Annotated in this window: 15 protein-coding genes; 7 read left to right on the top strand and 8 right to left on the bottom strand. The window is 69.2% G+C overall.

Going from position 1 to position 16,613, the window contains the following annotated elements; all coding sequences use genetic code 11:
- Position 1: 1 nt before the first annotated feature.
- A complete protein-coding gene (gene recG, locus ACFRAQ_RS20365; RefSeq protein WP_379101731.1) occupies positions 2-2,269 on the bottom strand; it encodes an ATP-dependent DNA helicase RecG in 2,268 nt (755 codons plus the stop codon).
- Complete coding sequence (locus ACFRAQ_RS20360) at positions 2,270-4,168, bottom strand: DAK2 domain-containing protein (RefSeq protein ID WP_379101729.1); 1,899 nt, start codon at positions 4,166-4,168, stop codon at positions 2,270-2,272.
- Positions 4,169-4,392: 224 nt separating this feature from the next.
- Here ACFRAQ_RS20360 and tnpB point away from each other — a divergent pair, with 224 nt between their 5' ends.
- The 3 genes from tnpB to ACFRAQ_RS20345 all read left to right on the top strand — a co-directional run bounded on the left by tnpB (position 4,393) and on the right by ACFRAQ_RS20345 (position 6,805).
- On the top strand, positions 4,393-5,832 hold the full coding sequence (gene tnpB, locus ACFRAQ_RS20355; RefSeq protein ID WP_379101727.1) for an IS607 family element RNA-guided endonuclease TnpB: 1,440 nt from the start codon (positions 4,393-4,395) through the stop codon (positions 5,830-5,832).
- Between the two features lie 195 nt (positions 5,833-6,027).
- On the top strand, positions 6,028-6,219 hold the full coding sequence (gene rpmB, locus ACFRAQ_RS20350; protein ID WP_011210730.1) for a 50S ribosomal protein L28: 192 nt from the start codon (positions 6,028-6,030) through the stop codon (positions 6,217-6,219).
- Between the two features lie 85 nt (positions 6,220-6,304).
- Complete coding sequence (locus ACFRAQ_RS20345; RefSeq protein WP_379101724.1) at positions 6,305-6,805, top strand: GNAT family N-acetyltransferase; 501 nt, start codon at positions 6,305-6,307, stop codon at positions 6,803-6,805.
- Between the two features lie 16 nt (positions 6,806-6,821).
- Here the strand turns inward: ACFRAQ_RS20345 and ACFRAQ_RS20340 are convergent, their stop codons facing one another.
- Genes ACFRAQ_RS20340 through ACFRAQ_RS20330 form a run of 3 tightly spaced genes read right to left on the bottom strand, consistent with a single transcriptional unit; the run spans position 6,822 to position 8,797 of the window.
- Positions 6,822-7,079: a hypothetical protein gene (locus ACFRAQ_RS20340; RefSeq protein WP_379101722.1), complete on the bottom strand. Its 258-nt coding sequence runs from the start codon at positions 7,077-7,079 to the stop codon at positions 6,822-6,824.
- Positions 7,080-7,112: 33 nt separating this feature from the next.
- Positions 7,113-7,790, bottom strand: coding sequence for a uracil-DNA glycosylase (locus ACFRAQ_RS20335; protein WP_379102191.1), 678 nt, complete (start codon positions 7,788-7,790; stop codon positions 7,113-7,115).
- 47 nt (positions 7,791-7,837) lie between these two features.
- Positions 7,838-8,797 (bottom strand): thiamine-phosphate kinase, encoded by a 960-nt coding sequence (locus ACFRAQ_RS20330; RefSeq protein WP_379102189.1) that lies wholly within the window; start codon positions 8,795-8,797, stop codon positions 7,838-7,840.
- 188 nt (positions 8,798-8,985) lie between these two features.
- On the opposite strand from ACFRAQ_RS20330, the gene ACFRAQ_RS20325 reads away from it, so the two are divergent.
- The gene (locus tag ACFRAQ_RS20325) at positions 8,986-9,705 is read left to right on the top strand and encodes a DUF3515 domain-containing protein (protein ID WP_379101720.1); all 720 of its coding nucleotides are present in this window, start codon (positions 8,986-8,988) and stop codon (positions 9,703-9,705) included.
- A gap of 27 nt (positions 9,706-9,732) precedes the next feature.
- Here the strand turns inward: ACFRAQ_RS20325 and ACFRAQ_RS20320 are convergent, their stop codons facing one another.
- From ACFRAQ_RS20320 to ACFRAQ_RS20310, 3 genes are all read right to left on the bottom strand, one after another.
- Entirely contained in the window at positions 9,733-10,029 is a 297-nt protein-coding gene (locus ACFRAQ_RS20320; RefSeq protein ID WP_379101717.1) for a DUF6191 domain-containing protein, read from the bottom strand.
- Positions 10,030-10,136: 107 nt separating this feature from the next.
- Positions 10,137-11,234, bottom strand: coding sequence for a D-alanine--D-alanine ligase family protein (locus ACFRAQ_RS20315; RefSeq protein WP_379101715.1), 1,098 nt, complete (start codon positions 11,232-11,234; stop codon positions 10,137-10,139).
- A 65-nt stretch (positions 11,235-11,299) separates the two neighbouring features.
- A complete protein-coding gene (locus ACFRAQ_RS20310) occupies positions 11,300-12,295 on the bottom strand; it encodes an NAD(P)H-dependent glycerol-3-phosphate dehydrogenase (protein WP_379101713.1) in 996 nt (331 codons plus the stop codon).
- A 272-nt stretch (positions 12,296-12,567) separates the two neighbouring features.
- Here ACFRAQ_RS20310 and cofC point away from each other — a divergent pair, with 272 nt between their 5' ends.
- From cofC to ACFRAQ_RS20295, 3 genes are all read left to right on the top strand, one after another.
- Positions 12,568-13,278 (top strand): 2-phospho-L-lactate guanylyltransferase, encoded by a 711-nt coding sequence (gene cofC / locus ACFRAQ_RS20305; RefSeq protein WP_379101711.1) that lies wholly within the window; start codon positions 12,568-12,570, stop codon positions 13,276-13,278.
- Positions 13,279-13,340: 62 nt separating this feature from the next.
- A complete protein-coding gene (locus ACFRAQ_RS20300; protein ID WP_379101709.1) occupies positions 13,341-15,527 on the top strand; it encodes an RNA degradosome polyphosphate kinase in 2,187 nt (728 codons plus the stop codon).
- On the top strand, positions 15,524-16,486 hold the full coding sequence (locus ACFRAQ_RS20295; RefSeq protein ID WP_379101707.1) for an NUDIX domain-containing protein: 963 nt from the start codon (positions 15,524-15,526) through the stop codon (positions 16,484-16,486). Before ACFRAQ_RS20300 ends, ACFRAQ_RS20295 begins: the two co-directional genes overlap by 4 nt.
- Positions 16,487-16,613: the final 127 nt, after the last annotated feature.

The following is a 16,613-nucleotide window of genomic DNA, read 5'->3' as shown; positions in this document are numbered from 1 at the left end:
GTCAGGACTTGGCCAGATACTCCAGACGTTCGCCGTCCACGGCCGCGCGCATCATGCCCGCCAGACCCGGATGGTTCTTCAGGCCCGGATCCGAGGACACGATCTCACGCGCCACTTCCTGTGCGGCGGTGATGACTTCGAGGTCGTCCAGCAGCGACAGCAGGCGCAGGCTACGGGCGGTGCCGGACTGCGCCGACCCCAGCACATCGCCCTCGCGACGCTGTTTGAGATCCAGGACCGCGAGTTCGAAGCCGTCGGTGGTGCCCGCGACCGCCTCCAGGCGGGCCATGGCCGTCCCCATCGGATTTGTCTCGGTGATCAGCAGGCACAGGCCCGCGTGCTTGCCACGCCCGACCCGGCCACGCAGCTGATGCAACTGGCTGACACCGAAGCGGTCCGCGTCCACGATCACCATGACGGTGGCGTTCGGGACGTCGACACCGACCTCGACCACCGTGGTGCAGACCAGCACATCGATCTCGGCGTCGTTGAAATCCCGCATGACGCGGTCCTTCTCGTCCGCGGGCAGCCGGCCGTGCAACAGGCCCACGCGGAGGCCCTTGAACGGGCCCGCCGCGAGCATCTCGTACATGTCGACGGCGGAATGGGTGGTGGGGCCTTCCTTCTCCTCCTCGGCTTTCGCCTTGCGGCCCTTGCCCTTCCCGTTCTCCTCCTCGTCGCCGATGCGCGAGCACACCACGTACGCCTGCCGGCCCTGCGACACCTCTTCGTGGATGCGCTCCCACGCGCGATCCACCCACGCCGGTTTCACCTTGGCGGGAACGACTTTCGACGTGATCGGCGACCGGCCGCGCGGCAGCTGGGTCAGCACCGAGGTCTCCAGATCACCGAGGGTGGTCATGGCGATGGTGCGCGGAATCGGCGTCGCGGTCATCACCAGCAGGTGCGGGCTCGCCGCGCCTTTCGCCTTGGCGCGCAGGGCATCCCGCTGCTCGACACCGAACCGGTGCTGTTCGTCGACCACCACCATGCCCAGGTCGAAGAACTCCACGTTGTCCTGGATCAGGGCGTGGGTGCCGATCACCAGACCGGCGTCACCGGTCACCGCGTCCAGCAGAGCGGCCTTCTTCTGCCCCGCCGACATGGAACCGGTCACCAGCACGATCTTGGTGGCGTTCTCGTCCGCGCCCAGCTCCCCCGCCGTGCCCAGATCGCCGAGCATCTTCGACAGCGACCGATAATGCTGGGCGGCAAGGACTTCCGTGGGGGCGAGCAGGGCGCACTGCTGACCGTTGTCCACCGCCTGCAGCATGGCGTGCAGGGCCACGATGGTCTTGCCCGAACCCACCTCACCCTGCAACAGCCGATGCATGGGGTGCGGACGCGACAGGTCCGCGGAGATCTCGTCGATGACCGCGCGCTGACCCTCGGTCAGCTCGAACGGCAGCCGCTTGTCGAAGGCGGCGGCGATGCCGTCGGTGCGCGGCGGGCACGGCTTCGCGGTGCGGCCCTCGGTCTGATGGCGGCGCTCGGCCAGCACCAGCTGCAGGGCCATCGCCTCGTCGAAACGCAGCCGGCCGCGGGCGGCCTCGATATCGGCCTTGTGCTCGGGTAGGTGGATCAGGCGCAGCGCGTCCGACACCGGCAGCAGCGCATGCTCGGTGCGCAGCGATTCCGGGAGCGGGTCGTCGATCGGGTCCAGCTGATCGAGCACCTGCCGGATGCAGCGCAGCAGATCCCAGCTCTGCACCTTCGCCGTCGACGGATACACCGGGATGAACTCGCGCTCGAAGAACGAGACATCCACTCCCCCCGCGCCTTTCGCGGTCTGTGCCAGGCCGCGCAACGCGCCGCCGCCGCGCACCGAGGTGAGGTTCTCGATCGACTCGCCCTGCTCGGGCAGGATCAGATAGTCGGGGTGCGAGAGGTTCCAGCGGTCCGGCCGCCACCAGTGCACGGTGCCCGACATCATCGCCCGCACACCGTCTTTCACCAGATAGCGGACCTTGTCGCCATTGAAGAAGGTGATCTCCACCGGGCGCGGGCCGCCGGTGTCCAGGTTCACCTTGAGCAGGCTGCCGCGACGGTTCTTCATCGGGCGCAGATCGGTCTTGGTGACCCGGCCCATCACCGTGATGTGCTGGCCCTCCTCCGGCTGCTCCTCGGTGAGCGGCTGCCCCTGGGTGGCGTAGCGCAGCGGATAGTGCCGCAGCAGATCCTCGACGGTCTGCATGTCGAAGTGCTCCTGCAGCGATTCCGCCGCCTTCACCCCGAGCACGTGATCGAGCCGATCAGCCAGCGTCGCCATCTATTCCACCCCGATCTGCACCAGGTCACCGGTCTGACCGCCCGGGTACACCACCACTTCCACACCCGGGAAGCCCGCCGCCACATGCGCGGTCAAGTCGTCGGAAAGGCCCTCGGGCGCATCGCCGCCCACGAGCATGGTCACCAATTCCCCTCCCAGGCCCAGCATTCGGTCCAGCAGCGTACGACCGGCGGCCCGCACATCGGAATCGATGACCACCACATCGTGGCCGGCCAGCCCGAGCCCGTCGCCCGCCGCGCACATCCCCACCATGGTCAGCGCGCGCTCCGGCGCAACCTGCAACGCACCCCACCGGGTTCCGGCCGCCGCCTCCGACATGGCGAACGCGTCATCGGCCGCGACCCGTCCGGCATCGTGCATCGACAGCGCCGCCAGCCCCTGCACCATCGACGCGCACGGCAGCATCAACACCTCCCGCTGCCCGTCGCGCGCCGCCACACTCACCGCCACCAGCTCGTGCGCGGGCAAGGCCCCGTTCGGCAGCACCAGCACCTCCCGATGCGGAATTCTCCGAATCGCCTCGAGCAGCACCTCCGAGGTGACCGCCCCCTCGATCACGACCGCCCCCGCGTCCTCGAACAACCGCACCGCCCCGGCCCCCGACGCCACCGCCAGGATCGCGCGATCGACCCTTCCCGCCGGCCTGTGCCCGGAATCGTCGAGCACCTCGATCCGGATCCCGCTCAACGCCCCCGCCGCCAGCCCGGCCTCGACCGCCGCGCCCGCGTCCCCGCAATGCACGTGCGCGGACCAGGTTTCCGCGCCGTCGCCCACGACCACGACCGAATCCCCCAGCGCCCCCAGCCGATCCCGCAGCTCGCCGATGCGCTGCTCCTCGGTCCCGCGCACCAGGAACATCACCTCGTAGTGCGGGACACCACCGCCGACCGCGGAGCGCAGCGCATGCGCACCCGAATTGAGTACCGCCGCAATGGAATTCGATGCGGATGCGCCGGAGGCGTGCGCGGCTGCCGGATGATCGACGTGATCGCCGTCCGGACCGGCCGCACCGAGGCCGTACTCGTCCTCCGCCGCCGAGAACTCGGAACGGCTCGGTGATGCCGAGGACCCGGAACCGTTCACGCCCGTCCAGGACGCGGGTTCCGTACTTCGCGCCTCGCGGTCCGGGATCCGGGACGGCCGCCCTTCGGGCGCGCCCCGCCGGTACACCGGGCGCGCGGGCGCGCTGCCCCCGGCCGCCACCACCAATTCGTCCAACAGCACGAGCAGGCCGCGCGCTCCCGCGTCGACCACCCCGGCCTCGCCCAGCACGCCCAATTGGGTCGGCGTCTCCCCCAGCGCCTTGACCGCCCCGTCCGCCGCCGCCAGCGCCACCCCCAGCAGATCCCGCTCGGTGGTATCGGCGGCGCGTTCGGCGGCCCGGTCCAGCACGGTGAGCATGGTCCCCTCGACCGGCGAGCTCAACGCCTCCCGCACCAGCCGCGCCGCCTGCCGCAGCGCGACCCGCAACGCCCGCTCGGTCAGCGGCCCCTCGGCGACCGCGTCCGCGATACCGCGCAATACCTGCGACAGGATGATCCCGGAGTTTCCGCGGGCCCCGACGGTCGCCGCCCGCGCCATGGCGGCCGCGATGTCCCGGGCCGATAGGTCGGCGGCGTCCCGGACCGATAGGTCGGAGTCGCCCGTCGGGGCGGCAGCGCCCGACCGGGCCGCGGCTTCGGCCCCGCCGACGGCCGCCCGCATGGTGCTCAACAGGTTGGTGCCGGTGTCGGAGTCGGCGACGGGGAAGACATTGAGGGCGTTGATCTCGTCCCGGTGGCGTTCCAGGGCGGTGAGGGTGTGGCGACCCCAGTTCAACAGGGCCGTACCGTCGAGCGCGTCCGCTACCCCGGGCACCGTCACCGTCCTTCCGCTCACGTCGTGAAATCCCCTCGCCAGCCTAGTCGGGGCAACCGACACCGCACCCTCGCCTGACATTCGCACACCGCATACGAACCTGATGCCAGGGATTCGAGCTGCTGGGCGATTTGGGCTAATTTGTGTGTTCTGCGAAATTTCGTGCCGTCACCGGGCGAATCGATGTGGCGTGTCGACTGGTTGGGGTTTGCCGTGTCGCCGAGGAATTACCTAGCCTCGAACACGTGAGCGAAACCGGGCCCGAGACCGCGTCACCAGAGGTGGTGTCGGAGCCGACGGTGCAGGCCTACCGGTTCGCGTTGGAACCGACCAGCGATCAGGAACAGTTGTTGCGGTCCCATTGCGGGGCAGCCCGTTTCGCCTACAACTGGGGCCTGCGGCACGTCCTCGCCAACTGGGACCAACGTGCCGCAGAAACCAGCTACGGGATCGCAGCCGAACATCTCACCCCCCGGGTCAGCACGTCCGCCTACAGCTTGCGCAAGGCGTGGAACGCCGACAAGGACCGGGTCGCACCCTGGTGGATAGAGAACAGCAAGGAGGCTTACGCGAGCGGACTCGCCCAACTTGCCACCGCGTTCGCGAACTACACCGCCTCCAAGCGTGGTGTCCGCGCCGGGCCACGGATGGGACTGCCGCGCTGGAAGAGAAAGCAATCGCGGGCCGCGTTCACTGTGACCACCGGGTCCTACGGCCTCGCCGAGGGGTGTCGCCGGGTGAAGATTCCGCGCATCGGGTTGGTGCGGACCGGGGAATCGACCCGCAAACTCGCGCGGCGGTTGGTGAACGGGACCGCCCGGATCGGGTCGATGATCATCTCTCGGCGGGGTGGCCGCTGGTGGGTGTCGTTCACCGTCCACGTGCAGCGCCGTGACCGGCCGCCGGTCCGGCCCGATGCGCGGGTAGGGACGGATGTCGGGGTGAAAGCCCTCGCGGTTGTCTCCCAACCGGTGCCGGGGGTGACCGATACTGAAGGGCGGGTGCTCAATCCACGCCACTATCAGCGGGTGCAGCGGGCTCGGCGGCGTCTGGCTCGTGCTCGTGCCCGCCGCCGAGGGCCCGACCACCGCCGTGGGGTGCCACCGTCACGACGGTGGTGCAAGGCGAATGCGAAGGTGGCCGGGCTCGAGACGCGGGTCGCTGCGATGCGCCGTGACGGCCTGCACAAACTCACCACCGCGCTCGCGGCCCGGTTCGGCAACATCGTTGTGGAGGATTTGAATGTGGCGGGGATGCTGAAGAATCGGTGCCTGGCCACACATATCGCTGATGCCGGGTTCGGTGAGTTTCGTCGCCAACTCAGCTACAAGACCCTCCGCCATGGTGGTCGCCTGTTGGTGGCGGATCGGTTCTTCCCGAGTTCGAAAAAGTGTTCGTCCCCCTCGTGTGGTGCGGTGAAAGCCAAACTGGACCTGTCGGAGCGGGTGTTCATCTGTGATCAATGCGGGCTGATACTGGACCGCGATCTCAACGCCGCCCGGAATTTAGCGGTGTTGGCGTCCTCGCAGAGTTGCGGCGGGACGGAAAACTTGCCCGATGGAAACCATGTCAGACCCGGTTCGCCGGGCAGTGGTATTGCCACGGGAAGACCCGAGACTGTGGTTGCGGGTCAACCCTGCTCGAGCAATCGGGCAGGTCACGGACCGGAACTGCACATTCCGTGAACGGCTGATTGGACACGCCCGGGACGGGTTGGCTACTCTTGGGCGGTTGCCTCACGCAGGCACGGTCCTGCTCGCTCAGGCATCGGCATGCGTTCACCGGCTCTCAGCCGGTAGGTACGGTCCAAGACATTAGGCTTTCGGACACGCTGTACATCGTGCAGCGGGTCCCTCTATGACATGAAGGAGCTCGCGACTATGGCTGCCGTCTGTGACGTCTGCGCCAAGGGCCCCGGCTTCGGTAAGTCGGTTTCGCACTCGCACCGGCGCACCAACCGTCGCTGGAACCCGAACATCCAGACCGTTCGCGCCCAGGTTGCCCCCGGCAACACCCGCCGCATGAACGTCTGCACCTCCTGCCTGAAGGCGGGCAAGGTCGTTCGCGGCTGATAAGCGCTTTTCGTCGGAAGCCCCGGCACCCAGAATGGGTGAACCGGGGCTTTTGTCGTTCCAGGGACGAGACAGGGTGGCAACCATGGGTGAGTGGCAGGTCGTTCCACTCGAACCGAAGTACGTCCGCAGCATGTCCGAATGCCACATCGCCTGCTGGCGGGAGGCGTATCGGGGCCTGGTGCCCCAGCATGTGCTCGACGCCTTCGACGTGGAGCGGCGGGCGGCCGCGTGGAGCCGGATCCTGTTCGAGTACCCGGGGCGGATCCGGGTCGCGGTGCTCGACGACGGCACCGTCATCGGCTTCGCGGGCAGCGGCGAGAACCGTGAGGAATCACCCGCCGCCGAACACGAGCTCAGCGCCCTCTACGTGCGCGCGACCTATCACGGCACGGGCGTGGCCCAGGCGCTGATGGACGAGGTGCTGCCGGAGACCGGCGACATCGCGCTGTGGGTGTTCGAGGAGAACCCCCGCGCGCGGGCCTTCTATACGAAATACGGCTTCGAACCCGACGGTGAACGCCGAGTCGAAGCCTTCTCTCCCGCAATGCAAGTGCGGATGGTGCGCCGGGCCCTGACGGGGTGAGGCCCGGCGCCGCGGTTCACGCCGCGCCGTTGAGGCAATCCACCTGCTGGCTGATCGACTGCAGCAGGCACGCCGTCCGCGAGGTGACGTTGGACGAGAGTCCGCTCACGCTGTTGGTGTCGAGCAGGCTGCCGACGGGCGTGACCGAGGTGGTGGACTCGGGGACGTAGGGGTCCAGGGTCAACGGCTCGGCATTGGCGATGGCCGGGGCCGAGGCCAGCGCGGCACCGGCGGCCAGAGCGACGAAAACACCACGGGCAGTCTTCTTCTGCATACACATGCTCCTGAATCAGGTAACGGATCAGCGCTACGGCAGACGCCAGTCGACCGGCGCGGCCCCTAGGGTACCCAGCAATTCGTTGGTTCGGGAGAAAGGCCGAGATCCGAAGAATCCTCGCGAAGCCGACAGCGGTGACGGATGCGCGGATTCGATGTACGGAGTATCGCCCAGCATCGGCTTCAGCGTGGACGCGTCGCGGCCCCACAGGATCGCCACCAGCGGCTGGTCACGGGCAACCAGCGCGCGAATTGCCTGTTCGGTCACCGCTTCCCAGCCCTTGCCGCGATGCGAGGCCGGCTGGCCCGGCTGCACGGTCAGCACGCGGTTGAGCATCAGCACGCCCTGATCGCACCACGGCGACAGGTCACCGTTGGACGGCATCGGCAGGCCGAGGTCCTTGGTCAGCTCGGAGTAGATATTGGTCAGGCTGCGCGGAATCGGCGAAACGTCCGGGGCCACCGAGAAACTCAGGCCCACCGGATGCCCCGGCGTCGGATACGGATCCTGACCCACGATGAGTACCCGCACCTTGTCGAACGGCCGCTGGAAGGCCCGCAGCACATTCTCCCCCTTCGGGAGATAGCCACGCCCCTCGGCGTTTTCGACTCGCAGGAATTCACCCATCGCGGCAATACGGTCGGCCACCGGTTCGAGGGCCTCGGCCCAGCCCGTATCGATGACTTCCGACAGTGGTTTCGTGCCCATGTCGGGAAAACTTATCGTGTCGAGTTTCATCGCGGTACCGAGCCCTGCTATGCGAAGGAATCCCAACCGGCAGGTCCGGTTCGGGAGGTTCCATCCACCGTCACGCCCTCGCCCGCGACAACCCGGCCGACGCGCCGCCAGCCCTCCGGCACATCGCCCGAATCGGCGAAGGTCGCGGCGAAGGCGTGGTCCTCGCCGCCGGCCAGAATCCAGTCCAAGGGGCTGACGCCCAGCGCCTTGCCGACCGCCTCCAGCTCCGGATCCGCCAGGGCGGCGGACTCCAGATCGATGGCCACCCGCGAGGATTCGGCGATATGCCCGAGGTCGGCCAGCAAGCCGTCCGACACATCGGTGAGCGCGGTGATCTCCGCGGTATCGGGCAGCTCCAGCACCGCGTCGTACGGGGGCCGCGGAACCCGGTGCGCGGCAACCACGTCCGCGAACTCCGTCTCCACGTCCGCGAACTCGGGTTTCCCGGCCGTGCCCGCGGACAGCACCGCGAACCCCGCACCCGAATGACCCAGCGGCCCGGCCACCGCCACCACATCGCCCGGCCGCGCACCCGACAACTTGATCGGCGCGCGACGCGGATCCCCGAAGGCCGTGACGCTGATGATGATCAGCGGGCTGCGCACCATGTCGCCGCCCGCGATGGACGCGCCCGCCCGCCCGGCCTCGGCCCACATCCCGTCGGCGAGCGCGCGCACGAATTCGACCGGCGTCTCCGCGGGACAGCCCAGCCCCACCACGAACGCGCTCGGCACCGCGCCCATGGCCACCACGTCGGCGGCGTTCTGGGCGATGGCCTTGCGGCCGATCTCCCGCGGGCTCGACCAGTCGGTCCGGAAATGCCGGTCCTGCACCAGCATGTCGGTGGTTACCACGAACCGGCCCTCGGGCGCGGCGATCACGGCCGCGTCGTCACCCGGGCCCAGCAGCACGCCCGGCGTCTGCGTGCGCCCCGCGTTCACCAGCGCGATGAGCCCGAACTCGCCGAGCTCGCCCACGGTACGGGCGGCCGGAACGGACTGCGGATCGCTGGCGGTGGTGATGGCGGTCTCCTTCGGGGCGAGTGTGATGCGGGCGGCCGACCGCTCGACGGTACCCTCGAACCCGCAATCGACGACCAGCAGCCGGGCAGCACACCGCGAGGATGCGCACACCCGGCACGGCACGATCGGGGATCGACGACCGGATGAGCAACGACACCCGCGGCACCGAACCGGACCACAGCGACGCGGCGGCGCCCGACGCCCTCGACGGCACGGCGGCCGAGACGCCCGCCACCGAGGCCGACGCCGACTCGACGCCGGAGTCCGCGAACGCCGGGGACGGCGGGGACGCCGGGGACGCCGGGGACGGCGACGCCGAGTACGAGATGCGTCGCTCGCCCGCGCTCATCGCCACCGCCGTCGCCCTGCCGGTCGCCCTGGTCGTCGGACTGATCGTCATGGGCGTGCTGGCCAACCGGCACCACAGCCGCGACCCGCTGGCCCTCGGTGCGGTGCCCGCGCCCGCGGCCGCCGGACCCGAATGCACCGCGCTGCTCCCCGCCCTGCCCGACAAGGTCGGCGACTACACCACCGCCGAACTGGTGCAGCCCGCGCCGCCCGCCACCCACGCCTGGCAGCTGCCCGACGGCGGTGACGCCATCGTGGTGCGCTGCGGTCTGGACCGGCCGCTGGAATTCACCAAGTCCTCGCCGTTGCAGGTGGTGAACGGGGTCAACTGGTTCGAGCTGCGCGACCAGACCAGCGGCGTCACCTCCGGCACCTGGTGGGCCGTGGACCGCGGCACCTATGTCGCGCTGACCATGCCCGACAATGCCGGAGCGACTCCGCTGCAGGAGGTTTCGGAGGCCATCAAGAAGGCCATGCCCGAGAAGCCGATGGATCCGAACCCCATCCCCAACTGACAGATATATAGGGAGAAGGCCGGTCGCTCAGAGCTTGCGGAGCGTGGCCTTCCCCGCGGTGAGGTCGACCTCCGGGCCCTCGTCGCCGTCGCCCGGATTCTCCCGGTGCATGAGCACCGACTGCCGCTGTTCCATCTCCAGCCGCTTACCGGAGCTGAAGGCCGCGTCGAACTGTTCCAGGCCGATGGCCGCCGCGCCCCGGCCGTCCTCGTTCCGCATCCACGGCAGTGCGGTGCGCCCGGTCAGCTTGCGATACGCGACGTCGGCGAAGGCCACCGCGATGATCAGCAGGGCCAGACCGGGAATCGTGAGGGCGACGAGCACACCGTCGAGGCTACGCGCGGGCCGGGCGGCCGGCGTCGCCCTGCGGTCGCACGCGAACGGCCCGGTCCATCATCCGAAATGATGAACCGAGCCGTTCGCGACGAGGGTCAGCGCAGGCCGGTGCCGCGGGCGCGGGCGGTCTCGATGAGGGTGCTCACCAGGGTCCGGTTGTCGATCCCCGCGGCCTCCCACATGCGCGGGTACATGGAGATCGAGGTGAAGCCGGGCATGGTGTTGATCTCGTTGATGACCGGCCCGTCGGCGGTCACGAAGAAGTCGACGCGGGCCAGGCCCTGGCAGTCCAGGGCGCGGAAGGCGCGCACCGCGAGCTCCCGGATCTCCTGGGACACAGCGTCGTCCAGCTTCGCGGGGACGTCGAACTCGCAGACGTCGTCGAGGTACTTGGTGTCGAAGTCGTAGAAGTCGGGGGCCTGCGCGTCGTCCTCCGGCATCCGGATCTCGGCCACCACGCTGGCTTCCACCCGGCCGTCCGGGAATTCCAGCACGCCGCACTCGACCTCACGGCCGACGATCCCGGCCTCCACGATCACCTTCGGGTCGTGGCGGCGCGCCTCCTCGATGGCGGCGTCGAGCAGGTCCCAGCTGTCCACCTTGGTGATGCCGATGGAGGAGCCGCCGCGCGCGGGCTTCACGAACACCGGCAGGCCCAGGCGATCGCGATCGGCGGCGGAGACGGTCGCGACGCCGGGGCGCAGCACGATCTGCACGCCGATCGGAAGACCCTCGGCCGCAAGCAGTTTCTTGGTGAATTCCTTGTCCATGCCGGCCGCGCTGGCCAGCACGCCCGGACCGACATAGGGCAGTTCGGCCAGTTCCAGCAGACCCTGCAGGGTGCCGTCCTCACCGAACGCGCCGTGCAGCACCGGGAACACGATGTCGACGGCGCCGAGCACGGTCTCCGCACCATCCAGCGGCACCAGCGCGCCGGCACGCGAGGGATCCGCCGTCAGCGCCAGCGCGGTGCCCTTGTCGTCGACCATGGGCAGCGCCCGATCCTGCGCGGACAGCGTCCGCGGGTCGGCGTCGCCGAGCACCCAGGTACCGTCCCGCGTGATGCCGATCGGAACCGCCTCGTAGCGTTCGGGATCGAGGCTCGCCAACACGGTGCGCGCGGACACACACGACACCCCGTGCTCGTTGCTGCGGCCGCCGAACACCACCGCCACCCTGGTCCTGTTGGTCATGCCCCGAACCGTACCCGGTCGATTGTGGCGGCAGTGTTACGCGGTCGTCCCGACCCGGGCGCAGGTCATTCCGATTTGAGACGGCGTCCCTGCAGCTGCCCCACCGCTTCGGCCGCCGAGAGGCCCTCGTGGCACACCTGATGCACCGCGTTGGTCAGCGGCATCTCCACCCCGTGCGCGGCGGCCAGCGCTCGCACCGATGTGCAGGACTTCACACCCTCCACGACCTGGCCATGAGTCGCTTCCAGAGCGGTCTCCATGGTGCCGCCCGCGCCCAGCGCGTGCCCGAAGGACCGATTACGCGACAGCGACGAGGTGCAGGTGGCCACCAGATCACCGACGCCGGCCAGTCCGGCGAAGGTCACCGGCTCGGCGCCGACCGCCACCCCCAGCCGGATGATCTCGGCCAGCCCGCGCGTGATGAGGGTGGCGATCGAGTTGTCACCCAACCCCATGCCCGAGGCGATCCCGCAGGCGAGCGCGATGACGTTCTTGCACGCCCCGCCGATCTCGCAGCCGATCACGTCGGAATTGGTGTACGGCCGGAAATAGCCGGTGGCACAGGCGTGCTGCACCGCCTCCGCGCGCGCCACGTCCGGGCAGGCGATCACGGTCGCGGCGGGCTGCCCGGCCGCGATCTCGTGCGAGAGGTTCGGGCCCGACAGCACCGCGATGCGGCCCGGATCCGCGCCGGAGACCTCCGCGATCACCTCGCTCATCCGCAGCAGCGTCCCGGTCTCGATGCCCTTGGCCAGACTCAGCAGCGTGGCCTCGGCCGGAATCAGGTCCTTCCAGGCCGCGAGATTGGCGCGCAGCGACTGCGACGGCACCGCCAGCACCACGATGTCGGCCCCGTCCAGCACGACGGCCGGATCATCGGACGCGGCCAGCGGCGGCAACACCACATCCGGCAGATACCAGGGATTTCGATGCTCGGTGGCCAGCACCTTGGCCACCTCCGGCCGCCGAGCCCACATGGTGGTCTCGGTTCCCGCCTCCGCCAACACCTTCGCGAACGCGGTCCCCCATGACCCCGCTCCCAACACCGCTGCCCTTGCCATCAGACAAATATATGCGCGCACGCTGTGAGCCACCCCGCAGTGGCGTCTCCCGGAAATTCGACGCCGCTCACGCGCCCGTCACCTACGAGTGGGAAGATTCGGACATGCGCGCGCCCCGCCATGGTTCGACCCTCAGGTTCGCGGCCCGTCTCGGTTCTGGACTGCGCTCCGCCTCCCCGCGCTTGGAGCGGGGGAGCGAAGCGGAGGAGCGGAGGAGGGAAGAACCGAGACCTCGGGGGCCGCGAACAGCCCGGAGCGAAGCGGAGGGCAAATTGGACACAGTGCACGCGGTCATCGCGGTCAAGAGCCTGGGGCTCGCCAAGAGTCGGCTGGCCGATGGGCTGGCGCCCGAGTACCGGCCCCGGCTGGTGCTGGCCATGCTGGCAGACACCGTGACGGCGGCCGCCACGGCGCGTGGCATCGCGTCGGTCACTGTCGTGACGCCGGATCCGGCCGTGTCGGATCTGGTTCGTGAACTCGGCGCGCGTGTGCATCCCGAACCCGAGGTGGTCCCCGCGCACACCACCGGTCTGAACGCGGCCCTGGCCGCGGGCGCGGACGCGGTGCGGCGGGCGCACGGTCCGGTCGATCTGCTTGCCCTGCAAGCGGATCTGCCCGCGCTGCGTCCCGCCGAACTGGGCGAGCTGCTCATGAGGGCCGGGCATCGCCGGTCGGTGGTGACCGACCACGAGGGCAGTGGCACCGTCGCCCTGCTGGTGCGCGGCGGGGACGATCCCCTGACCGCCGCGTTGAACCCGCTCTTCGGTCCGGACTCCGCCCGCCGCCATATCGCCGGGGGCGCGGTGGAGTTGCTGGGCGATTGGCCTGGACTGCGTCAGGACGTCGATACCGCCGCGGATCTCGAGCGCGCCGCCGCGCTCGGCGTCGGGCCGGCGACCAGCGCGCTACTCCGAGAAATCACCGTGTCGCAAGCGTGTCACGAAACCGGGAACAGGTGCCGGGCCGAATCATCACTGTCCTGACGCGGCGTGATCTGCGCTGCACTGGACGGTGTCAGAACAGCACCACACCCACGACATAAGGAATGATCGTGAGAGTGAGCGATACGGAAACCGTCAAGCAATCGCCGCTACTACCGGCGGCGCCGCCCGCGGCAACCCCACCGCCCACCGCGATACCGCCGCTGCCCGCGGACCGGTACGTCAATCGGGAACTCAGCTGGCTCGACTTCAACGCCCGCGTACTCGCGCTGGCCGAGGACCAGTCGCAGCCGCTGCTCGAACGCGCCAAATTCCTCGCCATTTTCGCGTCGAATCTGGACGAGTTCTACATGGTGCGCGTCGCGGGCCTCAAGCGCCGCGCCGAGACCGGGCTGTCGGTACGGTCCGCCGACGGCCTGTCCCCCACCGAGCAGCTCGAGATGATCGCCGTCCGCACCCAGGAGATCGCCGCGCGGCACGCCCGCGTCTTCCTGGACCAGGTGCTGCCCGCGCTCACCGCCGAGGGCATCGACATCATCCGCTGGACCGACCTGGAGGACAGCGAAAAGGAACGCCTTTCCGGATACTTCCAGGATCAGGTGTTCCCGGTGCTGACCCCGCTGGCGGTCGACCCGGCCCACCCCTTCCCCTACATCAGCGGCCTGAGTCTGAATCTCGCCGTGACGGTGAAGGATTCGGTGACCGGCGGCGAGCACTTCGCCCGCGTCAAGGTGCCCGACAATGTGGACCGCTTCGTGCGGGTCCGCCGGGCCGGCAGCCGTGAATCCGGTGCGGCACAAGGCCCGTCCCTGGCCGCCTTCCTCCCCATGGAGGAGCTGATCGCCGCGCACCTGGATCAGCTGTTCCCGGGAATGGAAGTGGTGGAACAGCATTCGTTCCGCATCACCCGCAATGCCGACCTGGAGGTCGAGGAGGACCGCGACGAGGACCTGCTGCAGGCCCTCGAACGCGAACTCGCCCGCCGCCGCTTCGGCTCTCCGGTGCGCCTGGAAGTCTCCGACGACATGACCGAGCACATGCTCGATCTGCTGCTCCGCGAACTCGACGTCGACCCCGCCGACGTCATCGAGGTGCCCGGCCTGCTCGACCTGTCCTGCCTGTGGCAGGTCTACGGCGTGGACCGGCCCAACCTCAAGGACGCCCCCTACGTCCCCGCCACCCCGCCCGCCTTCGGCGAACGCGAAACGCCCCGAAACGTTTTCGCGGCCCTGCGTGAGGGCGACGTGCTGGTGCACCACCCCTACGACTCCTTCTCCACCAGCGTGCAGCGGTTCATCGAACAGGCCGCCGCCGACCCGCAGGTGCTGGCCATCAAGCAGACCTTGTACCGCACCTCCGGCGACTCCCCCATCGTCAACGCCCTCATCGACGCCGCCGAGGCGGGCAAGCAGGTGGTGGCGCTGGTCGAGATCAAGGCCCGCTTCGACGAGCAGGCCAACATCAAATGGGCGCGGGCGCTGGAGCAGGCGGGCGTGCACGTGGTCTACGGCCTGGTCGGGCTCAAGACCCACTGCAAGACCTGCCTGGTGGTGCGGCGCGAGGGAGCCACCATCCGTCGCTACTGTCACATCGGCACCGGGAATTACAACCCCAAGACCGCGCGCCTGTACGAGGACGTCGGATTGCTCACCGCCGCACCGGAGATCGGCGCGGACCTCACCGACCTGTTCAACTCGCTGACCGGCTATTCGCGAAAGGCCAACTACCGCAACCTGCTGGTGGCCCCGGTCGGCGTCCGCGCCGGGATCATCGAGCGGATCGAACGCGAGATCGAACTGGCGCGCGAGGGCGCCGACGCGCGAATCCGCGTGAAGGCCAACGCCATCGTCGACGAACAGGTCATCGACGCGCTCTACCGGGCCTCCCAGGCCGGGGTGCCGGTCGAGATCGTGGTGCGCGGCATCTGCGGCCTGCGCCCCGGCGTGCTCGGCATGAGCGACAACATCCAGGTGCGCTCGATTCTCGGGCGGTACCTGGAACATTCACGGGTGCTGCACTTCCAGGCGCAGAACGAGTACTGGATCGGCTCGGCCGACATGATGCACCGCAACCTCGACCGGCGCGTGGAAGTGCTGGCGCAGGTGAAGGATCCGCGTCTGGCCGACCGGCTCGGACAGGTGTTCGACTCCGCCACGCATCCGGCAACCCGCTGCTGGGTGCTGCGCCCCGACGGCAGCTGGCAGGCCCAGCCCGGCCCCGAGGTGCCCTCCGACCAGATTCGCGACCACCAGGAGTACCTCATGCGGCTGCGTCGTCCGGACCGCCAGTGAGCAGAACCACCAAGGACCCCGCCGCCGAATTCACCGATCCACCGGTCAAGGCCAACATCCTCGCGGCGGGGGCGGTGTTGTGGCGGCACGCCCCGGGCACCGACGCCGTCGAGATCGCCCTCGTGCACCGCCCCAAGTACGACGACTGGTCGCTGCCCAAAGGCAAGCTGGATCCCGGTGAGACGCCGGTGATCACGGCCGTGCGCGAGGTCACCGAGGAGACCGGGCTGAATTCGCGCCTGGGGCGCTATCTCGGCCACGTGACGTATCCGATCCCGGGCCATCGGAAGCTGAAGCGGGTGGACTACTGGGCCGCCGAGGTCGTCGACGGGGCCTTCGAGTCCAACTCGGAAGTCGACGTCCTGCACTGGTACCGCCTCGACCGGGTGATGGACGCCGTCTCCTATCCCATGGATCGCACCATCATCCGCAACTTCCTGCGCCAGCCCGCCGACACCGCCACCCTGCTGCTGGTCCGGCACGCCAAAGCCGGGCGCAGCGACCGCTACGCCGGGGACGACGACCTGCGGCCGCTCGAAAAGGCCGGTCGCGCACAGGCTCGCGCCCTGGTGCCCAACCTGCTCGCCTTCGGCGCGGCCGAAATCATCTCGGCCCCACCATCGCGCTGTGTCCAAACCGTGACCCCGCTGGCCGAGAAACTGGGCGTCGATATCGAATTGGAGCCGTTGTTCTCCGAATCCGGTTACGCGACAGCACCCGATGCCGCCCGCAAACGCGCCCGCGACCTGGTCTCCGCCGACTCGGTCCGGGTGATCTCGAGTCAGGGCAAGGTGATTCCGGATCTGCTGGAGTGGTGGGCCGCCGAGGACGGGGTGAGCCTGCCACCGGCCCGCAATCGCAAGGGCAGTGTGTGGGTGCTGTCCTTCCACGGCGGTCGCCTGGTCGCCGCCGACCATCTCGACCGCATTCTCGTCCCCGCCGACCTACCCCAGGGCTGACCGGGTCATCTGTCATCCGGCGGCCACCCAGAACCCTTGGAACGCCGCCGTACCGGCCGCTGTCCGGCCGAATCCACCCGGCGGACGGCCGATTCCGGCCCCCTACCGGCCCCCATCGCTCCCCCAA

This window comes from Nocardia sp. NPDC056611 (assembly GCF_042792755.1).
Taxonomy (GTDB): domain Bacteria; phylum Actinomycetota; class Actinomycetes; order Mycobacteriales; family Mycobacteriaceae; genus Nocardia.
This window is presented reverse-complemented; position numbering and strand designations above follow the sequence as displayed.